General features: G+C 46.9%; 12 protein-coding genes. All 12 read right to left on the minus strand.

Features of this window, described 5'->3' with window-relative positions:
- Window positions 1–57: 57 nt before the first annotated feature.
- The gene (locus tag J1G34_RS02015) at window positions 58–2,055 is read right to left on the minus strand and encodes a polysaccharide biosynthesis protein (RefSeq protein ID WP_222993169.1); all 1,998 of its coding nucleotides are present in this window, start codon (window positions 2,053–2,055) and stop codon (window positions 58–60) included.
- A 119-nt stretch (window positions 2,056–2,174) separates the two neighbouring features.
- Entirely contained in the window at window positions 2,175–2,735 is a 561-nt protein-coding gene (locus J1G34_RS02020; RefSeq protein WP_065936301.1) for a sugar transferase, read from the minus strand.
- A 28-nt stretch (window positions 2,736–2,763) separates the two neighbouring features.
- Complete coding sequence (locus J1G34_RS02025) at window positions 2,764–3,882, minus strand: acyltransferase family protein (RefSeq protein ID WP_170876003.1); 1,119 nt, start codon at window positions 3,880–3,882, stop codon at window positions 2,764–2,766.
- A complete protein-coding gene (locus J1G34_RS02030) occupies window positions 3,863–4,873 on the minus strand; it encodes an NAD-dependent epimerase/dehydratase family protein (RefSeq protein WP_262411667.1) in 1,011 nt (336 codons plus the stop codon). The genes J1G34_RS02025 and J1G34_RS02030 overlap by 20 nt, the downstream gene beginning before the upstream one ends.
- 2 nt (window positions 4,874–4,875) lie before the next feature.
- On the minus strand, window positions 4,876–5,982 hold the full coding sequence (locus tag J1G34_RS02035; RefSeq protein ID WP_065936300.1) for a DUF1972 domain-containing protein: 1,107 nt from the start codon (window positions 5,980–5,982) through the stop codon (window positions 4,876–4,878).
- Window positions 5,972–7,066 carry a glycosyltransferase family 4 protein gene (locus tag J1G34_RS27445; protein WP_222993171.1) on the minus strand — a complete coding sequence of 365 codons (1,095 nt, stop codon included), beginning with the start codon at window positions 7,064–7,066 and terminating at the stop codon, window positions 5,972–5,974. Before J1G34_RS27445 ends, J1G34_RS02035 begins: the two co-directional genes overlap by 11 nt.
- A 12-nt stretch (window positions 7,067–7,078) precedes the next feature.
- Window positions 7,079–7,768 carry an acyltransferase gene (locus J1G34_RS02045; protein WP_065936298.1) on the minus strand — a complete coding sequence of 230 codons (690 nt, stop codon included), beginning with the start codon at window positions 7,766–7,768 and terminating at the stop codon, window positions 7,079–7,081.
- A complete protein-coding gene (locus tag J1G34_RS02050) occupies window positions 7,768–8,643 on the minus strand; it encodes a glycosyltransferase family protein (protein ID WP_222993173.1) in 876 nt (291 codons plus the stop codon). The genes J1G34_RS02045 and J1G34_RS02050 overlap by 1 nt, the downstream gene beginning before the upstream one ends.
- Window positions 8,618–9,793: a hypothetical protein gene (locus J1G34_RS02055; RefSeq protein ID WP_139113392.1), complete on the minus strand. Its 1,176-nt coding sequence runs from the start codon at window positions 9,791–9,793 to the stop codon at window positions 8,618–8,620. Before J1G34_RS02055 ends, J1G34_RS02050 begins: the two co-directional genes overlap by 26 nt.
- Before the next feature lie 56 nt (window positions 9,794–9,849).
- On the minus strand, window positions 9,850–11,298 hold the full coding sequence (locus tag J1G34_RS02060) for a hypothetical protein (protein WP_222993175.1): 1,449 nt from the start codon (window positions 11,296–11,298) through the stop codon (window positions 9,850–9,852).
- Between the two features lie 13 nt (window positions 11,299–11,311).
- Entirely contained in the window at window positions 11,312–12,571 is a 1,260-nt protein-coding gene (locus J1G34_RS02065; protein WP_065936295.1) for an O-antigen translocase, read from the minus strand.
- A 1-nt stretch (window position 12,572) separates the two neighbouring features.
- Window positions 12,573–13,703 carry a DegT/DnrJ/EryC1/StrS family aminotransferase gene (locus J1G34_RS02070; protein WP_065936294.1) on the minus strand — a complete coding sequence of 377 codons (1,131 nt, stop codon included), beginning with the start codon at window positions 13,701–13,703 and terminating at the stop codon, window positions 12,573–12,575.
- Window positions 13,704–13,718: the final 15 nt, after the last annotated feature.

Here is a 13,718-nt window from a genome sequence, read left to right on the forward strand (position 1 = left end):
GACTGAAAACTTACCTATTTGAACATCGATATCTGTAATGCCAAATAACGCGGCAATCTATGGCTCCAATCGCCTCTGCTGGTAGATCCAATCAACAATTTCGCCATCCGGCGTATAACCACTGACCGTATCACGTAACAATTGACGGACTCGGTTGTAGTCATCTTGATCGATCGCTGCCAGCAATTCAGACAGTTTGGCCTTGAGGGCCTCCCACGGCAAATGATCCTCGTTGGCACTCATAATCATCGGGTGCTGTGTTGCCACTACATTGTCACCGATCAATAGTTCTTCGTACAGCTTTTCACCGGGGCGCAATCCGGAAAATTCGATAGCGATATCACCGTGAGGATTTTTGTCGGAGCGTACACTCAACCCTGACAAATGGATCATCTTTTCGGCCAGCTCGATGATCTTGACAGGCTCCCCCATATCCAACACGAACACATCACCTCCAAGCCCCATGGAACCAGCCTGTATGACCAATTGAGCCGCTTCTGGAATGGTCATGAAGTAACGCGTGATTTTCGGATGCGTAACCGTCAGGGGCCCGCCAGACTTTATCTGCTTGTGAAACAAGGGAATCACAGAGCCGGATGAACCCAATACATTACCAAATCTCACCATGGTGAAGCGGGTTTTATTCACATGGGAGACATTAGACTTATCACCAAACAAAACAGGCGCGAGTTCACCGCTCAAGGCTTGAAGCGTCAGCTCTGCAAGGCGCTTGGTGCTGCCCATGACATTGGTTGGACGCACCGCCTTATCTGTCGAGATTAGGACGAAGTTCGACACACCCGCTTGAAGTGCAGCCTGAGCGGTATTCAGTGTGCCGATCACATTATTCAACACACCTTCTGCAATATTGTGCTCGACAATCGGCACATGTTTATAAGCCGCTGCATGATAAACCGTATCAACACGCCAGGTTTTCATCACATCAAGCAACTTGGCCTGATCACGTACCGACCCCAGTATCGGCAGTAATTTGACCGGTAACGAATGACGAGTAATGCGCTGTTCCAACTCAGAAAGAATGCTGTAGAGATTGAACTCACTGTGCTCGAACAACAGCAGAGTCGTTGGCCGGAGGTCAAGGATTTGCCGGCACAGCTCAGAACCGATAGATCCCCCCGCTCCCGTCACAAGGACGGTTTGCCCCATAATGCAATGCTCGAGCAGTTCATCCTGCGCAGGTACCGAATCACGCCCCAGCAAGTCAGCAATATCAACTTCCTGAATATCGTCAACCTTGACCCGGCCACTGGCGAGGTCCATGAAACCGGGAACACTGCGAACATGGAGCGGAAAACCTTCCAAAAAGCCGAGAATCTCACGACGCCGCCCGCGGCTGGACGAAGGAATGGCCAAAAGAATCTCCTGAGCGCCCGTCACATCGATCATCCGTTGAATATGTTTAGGCTTATAGACTTGAAGGCCGGAAATGACACGATCCGAGATAGTAGTGTCGTCATCGATAAAAGCTACGGGGCGCATAAGGCGTCCCATACGCAGCGCGGCCACCAATTGATTACCTGCGGCGCCGGCACCATAAATGGCGACACGAGGAAGGCCGTCTTCACGACTGGTAAATGGCACATGCTGGGCAGCGGCGAACCAATCGCCCAAAAAGTATTGCCGCATGGTCAAACGCAAACCACCGACCATGATCAAGCTCAACCACCAGTAGTTAAAGATAATTGATCGGGGCACGACATTTTGATGATTGCTATACCAATAGACGACGACGCCCAGGATCAGCGATGAAAGGCTCACAGCCTTGATAATCGCTACCAGTGCGTCATTGCCAAAATAGCGCATGACGGCACGGTACATACCGAAGCGGATGAAAAGCGGAATAGCGACTACCGGTGCGGCTAAAAACAACCAAAGATGCATTTTGATAGGGTTGGTCATCTCGTCGATGCCGAGGCGAACAACGAATGCCATCCACAGTGCGAAGAACACCAAAATAACGTCCGCAACTACCTGTATCAATCGTTTTTGGTGACGAGGCAGTTTCAATAGCCAAGTGCGCAACCGGTTAATCATGATTCACCTACGGTCCTTGCGTTAGATCAAAATTCTTGTCGACCGCGCAATAAACGCAGAACAAAAAGCACTGTACGTTGCCTGTCCGAACAAGCTACTCATTGACGAACTCCATCGTACTAATGGGAAACGCCATCTCGCTTGAGTACCTTCAAAGCTGTCAAAAACAGGATTTTCAGATCGAAAAACAAACTCATATTTTTCGCATAATAGGCATCATAACTAACCTTGACAGGTATCGGCAACTCGTCCCGTCCATTCACCTGCGCCCAGCCCGTGAGGCCAGGCCTTACAAGGTGAACACCTTGCTCTGTGCGCAATGCAATAAGGTCAGCCTGGTTAAAAAGCGCCGGCCTGGGGCCCACAAAACTCATGTCGCCGGCGATGATGCTCCATAATTGAGGCAACTCATCCAGACTAGACTTCCTTAAGAAATTTCCAATGGGTGTCAGGTACTGCGCCGGATCTTGCAACAGATGCGTGGCCACCGCGGGGGTTCCAGTACGCATCGAGCGAAATTTCGGCATTTTGAATACTGTATTATTCGCACCCACACGATCAGACCAATAAAGAGCAGGACCTTTTGACGTCAATTTTACCGCAAGGGTAACAAGCACGATCGGGATCAATAGTATGAGCAGAGCAAAAAAGCTCAGTAATAGATCAAAAAAACGCTTCATTTCGGGACACCAACCTTTAAAATCAGAGCTATTTAGTTGAGTATTTAGTAAACATCGCGCAAAGCCTAGCGAGCGACAGAGATACTCTCTGAGCAATTGCCTTTTTACGCAAGATACAAGGATGTTCGATAAAGTGCCAGGACAGCACGGCGGGGACAAGCGCTAGCGGTAAAGCCACTAGAATCATGGCCACAGGCGATATCCCTTTACAGAGGTGGGCCAAAATCTCTTGAGTCGGAAATGCATAGATATAGAGGCCATAAGAATAATCCCCCAATTTATTAAATTGACGAGCAAACCATGGTGTATTGAAGGCCACCCAGAACACAGAGTAACTCCAAGCAACCACAAAGGCTTCAACAAAAACAGGGGACTTGAACAGCAAAAACGTAACTAACCAGCAAGCACCTAAAATACGATAATCCAACCAAATATTGGACCTATACGAATAAAGCAGCATGCCGATTATAAACGGAAAGCTCCACTGCACCCACATAAGCGTCTGAAACCCGGGATGAATGCCCTCACGCGCTAACAATATTTTAAACACAAAATAAAAAACAAAGTACACTACGAAAAACATTGACACCCGCGGCAAACTTTTCAGCAGCCCGACAACGCCCAACGTCAAAACCAGAGCGTACAATAAAACTTCATAATACAGCGTCCACAACGAACCATTAATACCTGGATAAGGATTATTTTGAAAAAGACCCGGCAGTTGAAATTGAATCGTTTTCAACTTTAAATTAGAGGTCACATAACTATAGACCTCACTTGATGAGAGGTAATCGCGCAGACTCATAGTCGCGAACAATGGCCCTACAACGAATGCACTCAACACCAGAACAACCAGGAGTGCTGGATATAATCTTAAAAATCTTGCAACGACGAAGTCAATCTTGCTTTTTGAACGTTGGTAACTCAGGGATATAAAAAACCCTGATATACAGAAAAAGGTAAATACACCTAAACCGCCAAGCGAAAAACCGAGCTGCGCCACAAGCGGCTCGACCTCAGCCGCACCACGCGAGAGCGGGTAAGCGTGGGAAACCAGAACGAAGAGCGCCGCAACCACGCGGATAAAATTAAAGTTATTATCCCGGGCTTGAAGCACCATGGCCAAATTAGCCATGGTGGGAGCCATGTCGTTTTTCCTGATAAGAACGAGCTGTAATAGCAAACGCCTCATCAATGCTAACAGGGGGAACCCAGCCTAAGAGCTCTCGTGTATCAGCAATATCGACTTGAAGCGAGCCACATAGACGTTGAAAGAAATCTCGCTTACCCACCGCAGAAGCAGCCAGCCCCAAAAGCCCCTGTGGAACCGAAAATATGCGAGACTTTTTGTTCATTGCCACAGCCAGCTTTTCTAGAATCTGCCCGATGGACAGGTCATTGCCGTCACTCACCAGAAATATACGATTTGCTGCCGTTGGGTGATGAATGCACAAACAAATCAAATCTATCAAGTTGTCAATGAATACCAAGCTCCTGCGGTTGTTGATCGACCGAAGTGGCAGAGGCAGCCCTTTATCTACGGCAGCTAACATCTTTTCAAAGTTTGCCTTTACACCTGGGCCATACACCAGGACAGGCCTGATGATTACTACGCTCATTGCGGTTTCCTTCGCCAACACCATCAACGCCTGCTCGGCCTCCAGCTTAGACACGCCATAATCATCGAGCGGAGCGGGGGCATCCGAAGGCTTGAACGCACGATTTCTATCAGTCTCCTCGCCATTGACCTTAACGGAGCTGATAAAAATAAAACGCTTCACACCGGCTTGCGCAGCTTGCCGAGCAAGATTAAGCGTCGCGTCCACATTCACTTCACGAAAAGCCTGCAGCGGGTTGCTATGGGTCTCGTTCATAATGTGGGCACGCCCAGCGGAGTGAATGACTACCTCCACCCCCTGTAGGAGCGCATCCCAATTATTGTCCCGAGACAATGTTGGGATCACGCAACTTTGTACACCCGGCAGCGTAATAGCAGCGTTCTTGCGTGTCACGCTGACAACCGGATACCTGGCCGCAGCCAAGGCCTGGAGCAATGGAAGCCCGACGAAACCAGTGCCTCCGGTAAGAAGAATCTTCGGCATTTGTGAAAGGGACGCACCACTCAAACCATCGGACATAATCAAGCCTTATCAGACGACAACAATTGTTTGAATAGCTTATCGTATTGAGACGATACCCCCTCCCAACGATATCGACGCACCGCAACTTCATGCATTTTTTCACTCAGGGCCGCACGTGCCGCCTCGTCGGCAAAAAGCATGGATGCGTGGGTTATAAGTGAATCACTGGAATCGAAGAACTTAGCGTTGTCCTCGGTAGAAGCCCGATTGAATGACACATCGAATGCAATAATGGGCAAGCTCAACCACATCGCTTCGACAAGGGAAGGATTAGTTCCACCGGCACTGTGTCCATGAATGTAAATAGTGGCATTGCTGCGCAAAGGGCTCAACTCATCACCGTTGTAGATAGGGTCTAGCAGATGGAGATTTTCCGCACTTGCGTACTTATCCTGAAGCGCCTTCCCATACTCACTCTGCTTCCAGTTTCCAACGATGACCAAAGGAAGACCACTGGCGTGGAAAGCTTCGACAACAATGTGGATATTATTTTCAGGCTCAATCCTGCATACAGAAAACGCATAAGGATTACGTAGAAAAGGATAGCGATCCTTATCGGATTCTGTTAATGCTCGTGCCTTGGCCTGATCGCCACCATAGGCAATAAGAGTACTTTCCCGCCCGTACTCATTACGGACATAATCCTGAAGAACCTGATTATCAGTGACCACTGCGTCAGAATATCTGACTGCAACAGCCTCTGAAAACTTCAAGAATTTTTTGGCCAAAGGTGACCATTTTGCGCGTTTCCATTCATAACCATCGATATTGACAACAATCTTCTTCTTGGTGAGCATTTTTATGAATGGAAGTGCGATGCACCCGGAGACACCTAAGATCACCAAAATATCATTCTTGCGATAGGCATGCAGCATGCTGACAATATCATAAGGGATACTTTGCACACCGTTAGCTTTTAACGGAATGTAGATCAAATCTGCGTTGCCATATTTCTTGGGTTGAGACGCATAGGACTTCGAGCTGCAATATACCGAAACCTCGTAGTCTCTATCCAGGTATGTCACCAGTTGCTCTGAAAGCGTTTCCCACCCCCCGTATTGCGCTGGAAGACCGACCGTGCCTATGACTGCAAATTTAAATCCCATCAAACACCCCGAGCACACCACTTTCAAATTTTTCACTTGAGAAACTAAGTGACTTTACCTTCGCTGCCGCAGACAGGCGATAACAGACATCCGAGTTTTCTTTGAGGAATTCCAGTTTTGCAGCAATGTCTTCGACTCTGCCAGAGTCCATAAGATACCCTTCGCAGTCATCAGAAACCAGTTCAATAGGCCCCCCTGCCGGAGGTACGATACAGGGGACTCCAAATGAAAGGCCCTCGAGAATCGTCAAACCAAACGTTTCCACGCACTCAGGCGCTTTCGAAAGATTGAGTAAAATACTCGCTTGCTGGTAATAGGGCGTAACATCAGCACAGCTGAAGACAAGATTAATATTATCAGGCATTTGAGTACCCGAGAAAAACTCAGAGGCTTCAGCTTCCGTTGCGCCAAGGATCAAATTAAACTTGAAGCTTGAATCCGAACTCAACAAACGAGCAAGACGCACAAACTCATTGACGCCCTTATAGGCTTTCAAAGAGCAAATCATCAGCACGCAAAACGTCCCATGCGGCAAATGTTGATAAACATGACGAGTAGCAATGCGACTCATGTCTCGCGGGATTGAATTATAAACAACCTCGCTCCGGACATGGTGAAAGCCTTCCTCTCGAGCAAGAAAGCGAGATACAAATATATTACCACTTGAGCACTTTTCAACTACCCAGCGCAAGAAGGCCTTCAACGGCTTGGGGCGAATAGATGTTTCATGAATATGATAAAAAACCTTGACTCCTAACAACTTCCCCGCGAGAGCAGCACCGAAAGGCAACAAAGTATTAACATAGAAAATCGCAGAGGACTTCCGATATTTCAGCAACTTTAAAAACAATGTAATCTGTGAAATTGTATAACTTATTAATGTCAGAAATTTATTATCAAAGCGTTTGTAAAAGTAGCGTCGTTGAATGCAAGGGACAGATGAAAGAAAGCCGGAACTCCCCTTCCCGCCTAAAAACAATTCGGCGTCATATCCTTTCTTCGATACAGCATCAATCACTTGAGAAAGAACCTTGGGGCTCCCGCTAAAATCATTGAGCAAATGAAAAAATATAATTTTTTTCACTACACATCCTTTTTAACAACGTTCTCTTATGCGCTTCGCAGGGACGCCGGCATAAATTGAGTTAGCGGCATATCGTCCAGCCTTTAAAACGGCACCCGCCGCTACCACACAGCCATCCTCAAGGAAAACACCGTCGAGTACAGTAACTTTAGCGCCTATCCAGCAATTACTACCGATGTGGATTCCTGAGTTATTTACTCCCTGCAGACGAATAGGCGTTGCAGGATCAGCATAATTATGATTCTCCGAATGAAACGATACATAGTTACCGATAATCGTGTCATCACCTATGACAATACCGCCAGCGCAGCCCAAAAAACTGCCGCTGCCGATTCCGACATTATTACCAATCGATAGCCCTTCGCCCAGCTTAGTAAGACTGCCCGTGCACTCGATAATAACATTTTTCTTCAAAGAAACGCCTTCACCTAAGGTGATGCCTTTGACTGCTAAAGCATCGATGAAGCATCCATCATCGATCATAAGCCCTTTGCCCCCATAGATTAGGGATCGCGCCTTTACGGTTACGCCCTTGCCTACCAAGATGATCGAAAATCGTCTGAACTTCAGCAGACCATTTACTATCATGAAAGCTTTAGACAGCACAAAGCCAAAAAGATAACCATCAGGAATACGCTTATCAAGCTTGATGCTGCGGTTTCTGACTTTTAAAGAAAGATATTCAACCAGTTCTATCAGCATTATTTTTTCTCTTTAAAAGACGAAACATATGAACGGAGAAAACCAGAATTCTTATACGATACGCTCTTCTTCAACGCGGAAAACATCAGATAATTTTCCATTATTGAGCGAAAGAAAAAACCTTTTCGTTCAAAAATCACTCGAAAACCACGAATCATTTCCTGGAATCGAAACAGAGCTCGATCGGGACTATCCGACGTATCCTCAGACAGATCGTGTTGCAGCGCTGTATCAAGTACATAGAAGTGTGAATAGTAAGACTCATACCTCACGAAGAACGCTGTGTCTGTTGCATAAAATTTAAGACGCTCATCGAAGAGTGGTGCCATCTGTTCATAACACGCCTTTGTAAATATTACCCCACTGTTGATAGCCAGCTTATTAAGTGAAGTATTTATGCCGCTATCAACCGTCGGGGAGAGACGACCAAAAAACCAGAAGCGCTCACCTGGACTGACCAGTTTCTCTCCCGAGTAAATTTTCGGCAGTATCACGCCAAATGCGTCAGGCTGTGATTTCGCTTCACATTCAATCGCCTGTGCAATCGAGCCAACATAATTTGGTGCGGAGTAATCGGTATCATCATCCGAAATCAAAAAATGTGTCGCGCCTGTTCCAAAAGCCTGAGTGGCGACACGATTATAAATATGGGACAGACCTTCGTTATCACCTTCCAGCCACGTCAATTTCTTTTTAGCTAAAACTGGCGAATACTCTGGAGTGTTATTCCACACAAAAAAATCGACCTCAATTCCTTTTTCGCTAAATTGCTCAACACACGCCAGCAAGGTCGTTATAGCGATCGAATCTTTATAATGCCGCTTATACAAGACAACCAATATGGAAAGTTTAATTTTCACGATATTTCGAGTCATACATCACCACCACTATAACTAGCGCAAAAAGATACAGGACAACACTATTGGTGTAGGACTGGAAGAAGAAACTGCTTAGGAAGAATGGATAGCTGATAACAAGATAATCGGCAATGCCTGCCATGAAGGCGCTCCCTCCCAAACGTAACTGCTGACTAACTGTGACGATTTTACCGTAAAACATGATGAGCCCGATCATGACAGCGAGCCCTAAATAGCCAGCGGACGCTAGGAGATTCAACCATAGGGAGTCATACCAATGCGCCTGACCCGGCCCGATGGCACCAAACCCCAGACCCAATGGCATGGAACCAAGTGATTCCAGAACCACATACCACTGCCTTACCCGATCAAGCGCGGACAAGTCTTCGGTGTACCCCAGAGCAAGATACAGAAAAATCGAGCATGTAAAAAATAGCACATAACTGTACCCCAACACGCTAACAAGTCTTTTGCGCCTGAACAGTTGCAATACCGCCAGAAAGAACACTGCCGATATCATTCCAATTACGGCGGTCCTCACAGAACCATAACAAATTAACAATATCGAAAAAAAAGCAGTTAGCAAATACCCGATGAAGCTTAAGCCATATTTGCGTTTCCTCATCGTGCTCACAAGTAAACAACTTGCGAACAGCGCGGTATTCAAAACAAATGCGTTAAACTCTAGGGTACCGGTAAAAAAACCTGATATCCGGGCGTTCCCATCTCTCATGGAATTATACGCCTCCAGTTCAAAACCTTTTTCCAGGAGTAAAGGCCAATACCAGAATTGTTCTGCATTACTGATGGTGAGATATTGATAAACGGCGTAACCACCAGAAACAAAGGTCATTATAACCAGGGTTGAATATATCACCCGAAGTTTCATTTCAAGCTCTAACCCGCGGCATACTGCATTCAACATCAATGCAAAAAGAACGGGCATCGCAAAAGAGCGAAACATCCGAAATGAGCCATCAGACAGGTCTCCGCACAATAAATAAAATACAATGAAAAATGCAAAGACCAAAAGCTGTTCTTTATATTTGCGCGGTATCGAGTGGTGCGTGCCTGCCTGAAAAAAAACAAGCAGCATTGTCAGCAGGATATAGAGTAATACGCCGCCTTCACGCCAGGCGCTAAAAACAGCAGGCGCATGAAACGTCAAGATAACGTAATCCGAGACCAAGAGAAGGACAATAAAAAACCGTAGCGCTAACACCCTCATACTTTATCCGACCTCGGGCTCTTTCCTGTCACTCCTCTAAGCTTCAAAAGCGCTAGTTTAACCACCATCTTCATCTTCTGCATGGCGCTTAACTCACGCAGCACCAACAATAAAAAGCGTTTATCGTAACTTATTAACTTAGCGATTATGACGGGCGGAATGGCTGAAGTTATTTTCCCTGCCTGTTCATAAGCGGCAACGTCACCCGTCCATGCCACATGTTTTTCCAATTCATTGGCGCACAGTATGTTGTCATAAAGGCACGCCCGATAGCGGGACTTTACGGCATCGTAGCCATTGACTGCGCACACCGACTCAATGACTGACTCATCGTTATCACATTGGAGGATGCTCATCATTAGATCGTCGATGCTTTTACTCTTAAGGTTATCTGCAGGCGAATAACCCTGTATCGGGGCGCGAAGCCCCACACAGCGACGGCCACTGACGAGCTGCTCGGCAAATGCGGTACCGCCGGGCGTAGGATAACTATCTACGTAAAAGTCAGCCTTTTCCAAAAGCGTTAAATAACTCGCATAAGGTACAGACGACAAAATCTTAAAGCGACTCCAATATCTTAATTTTAGTGGCCACCACCAAATATTCGTGTACGGATTAGCTCCCACTATCCAGAATGTGGATCTTTTAAACTCCGACAACACCCTTTGGATTGTGGGCCTTGAATCATATCCCTTAACAGGCTTAAACTTAAACGGCGATGCCGCACTGAAAAAATTCAGCGCATCTTCCTTATCGGGCAGACGATGTTTCTTTAAAACTAATTGAGTACTCAGCGGAATACCCAAAAACGATTTATCCCCTGATATGGTTTTCTTCATATCTCGATGCAAGCCAAAGGTGCTGATTTCGAAATACACATCAGCCACCGTGCTACCATAGGTAAATACATGGTCAGCATGGTTTACAAAGAAAATCTTAGCGCCCGAGATCGTTTTTAGAATACGGCAGGCAATGACAGCGACTATATCATCAGGGTGGATATGCAGAACCACTCTCTTATATGACTTCAGGCACTCTATAATTTCAGCTACTTTCTGCAACGGCGTTCCGGGCTGCAAGCTGGCACATTCATTGAAAAAGCTTCGGGTACGCTCGATTGCCCGTTCGTCGCTTTGGCGGGTTATCAGGAGATCCGGCTTTTCCACATGCATCGTAGCGAGCTGCTCCATTAACCGAGTATGCCCACCGATCAAATACGGCTCAGATATGAGATGAATGCAATCCTTCGAAGGTAAATCGGCTTCGCCTATTTGAACGATATCCATGCATCGCCCAGTTAATATATCCTCCAACTCAGGATCATCGTAGACGCCCTTATCAACAGCCCAGAGTATGGCCCCATAGACTTCGGCCAGCTCGACACTCTTATTGATATCTTTTCGCGTCAAAATTAAATCGCGAATTGAGGATAGCAAGCGACTCATGGGCAAAAGGACCTCATATTGCATTATTTTGATTGAGCTTTCTGTAAATAAGAAAGTACATGACAACTAAGTAAAAACCGTAATTAACGGCATGAGCCCACGTCACACCAACCGGCCCACCCACCTTCGTCAATACTATTGTCAATAGATAAAACCCGAATGCAAAAATCACTTCTGTAAAAATATACATCTTAACCATCGCTTTACCCAGCATCAGGTACGCAAGGATCCAGCTTGCAATTTTCAGTGTATCGCCCAACATCTGCCAAGCGAAAAAGTCTCTCATGGGGCTGAACGCACTGGTAAATAGAAGCCCGATAATAAAGTCCCTCAGGAGGTAGATCGCTAACCCGCAGACCATCGCAACAGGCAGAATTAGCTTATACCCTTGCACGATCTCCTTCCTGATATCCTCAGGATTGACCAGCTCCGATAACTTCGGCAAAAAATACAGACCCAACGTCGTTGTCACGAGCAGCAAATACGCTGTACTTAAGCGCCACATAGCCTCCCAATAACCAGCCGTTTCCCAGCCGAACTCCGCACCAAGATAATTCCGGACCAAAATATGACTGACTGGCACGCATGCGGCTGTGGTGAGCGCCATGGCAGTGAACTTAGTCAGGTTGATGGCGACCTGCTTATCCAAACGTCCTAATAAATTTGAAAACCGAAACCAAGGCGTTCTGTAGCAGAGCAAGCACGTTACAAAAAATGCAATAGATTGGTAGAGCACCAAGGAAATCAATGCCCCGTATAATCCGTACCCTACAACCATGACAATAGTGACCAGCAGGGAAAGGAGGCTCCCCCCGATATTGGCCAGGATGTATCGGTTGATTTCCTTTTTGCCATTGAGAATAGCGAGCAGCAAGGTGTTAAAGGAGAAAAAAACCACTGTAGCAGCGCACCAGATAAACACGCTGTACAAGGATTCATCATTAAAACACCACACAGCCAGCGGTTTGCTGAAGCAAATAATCAAGACAGATGTTACAACTGAGCCGACAAATGCGATTGTGCCCGCCGTGCGCCACACTCGACGCTGCGCCTCTTCATCGCCGTCGTATTCAGCGGTGTACTTGGTCACCCCGTTGCTAATGGCGCCCGTCGAGAACGTCGTCACCATCTGAACAGCGTTTTGAAACTGGCCTAAGGCGGCATATCCAGAAGGCCCTACATAAATTGCCAGCATTTTGTTGATGCCCAACAAAGTGAGCATCTTGATAATGACGGCAATACCGTTGAGGAGGCTTGTCCGAAGCAGCGTCATGTCAGGCGTCTACAGAAAAGCTGTTGCAAGCCTCAACGACATGCTGAGCCTCAGCGTCGGTCATCACTGGACTGATTGGCAAGCTTAATACTTCCCGATGAATGCTTTCAGTAACAGGAAATGACTTATTATAAAAGTAGGACTGTGCATAAGCCTGCTGCTGGTGAGGCGGGATGGGATAATGGATCAGTGTTTGAACACCGGATTTCTCCAAGTGGCGCTGTAAATCCTCTCTTACGTTGGACCGTATGACAAAAAGATGCCAAACATGCGAGGCACGATTCATCACGTCAACGTCGGTATTCAATGGCAACTTAATCAATGGGTTTTTTATCCCAGCCATATAAATGGCGGCAACCCGTCGACGGGCCTCGGTCTGCGCCTGAAGATACTTAAGCTTCACGCTCAACATTGCAGCCTGAATTTCGTCAAGCCGGCTATTCACGCCCTGCACCAGGTTCTTGTACTTCTCATGGGAACCATAGTTTCGTAATGCCTGAATCATATTGACCAGTTCAGCATCACTGGAGGTAATCGCACCTGCGTCCCCTAACGCCCCCAAGTTTTTGCCTGGGTAGAAACTGAAGCCAGATGCATCCCCCCAGCTACCCGCACTCTTACCCGCCACCTGTGCGCCATGTGCTTGAGCGGAGTCTTCCAACACCAATAAATTCTCGCGTTTTGCGATCGCATCAATCGCAGGCATGTCAGCCAACTGTCCATAGAGATGAACCGGCATGATCAACCGCGTTTTTTCAGTTAGTGCGTGCTCGATGTTCCTGGGGCACAAGTTGTAGGTGTCTGCGTCAGGCTCAACCAGAACCGGTGTCAAATTGTTTTCGGTGACGGCCAGTAATGTCGCGATGTAGGTATTAGCCGGGACTATAACCTCATCGTGATCCTTGAGTTTCCCCAACTCTTTCCAGGCACGTATGGTCAAGGTCAATGCGTCCAGACCGTTCGCCACACCGACAGTGTGAAGTGCGCCCGTGTAGGCTGAAAACTCCTCCTCAAAGCGCTTGAGGCATTCCCCCTGAATATACCAGCCCGAATCAATGACACGTGTCGCTGCTTCTATGAGCTCTTCACGATAAGCCTTGTTCAATGATTTTAGATCGAGAAATGGGATCATCAAAAAATACCTGAT

This window comes from Pseudomonas sp. Wu6 (assembly GCF_019891515.1).
Classification (GTDB): Bacteria; Pseudomonadota; Gammaproteobacteria; order Pseudomonadales; family Pseudomonadaceae; genus Aquipseudomonas; species Aquipseudomonas orientalis_A.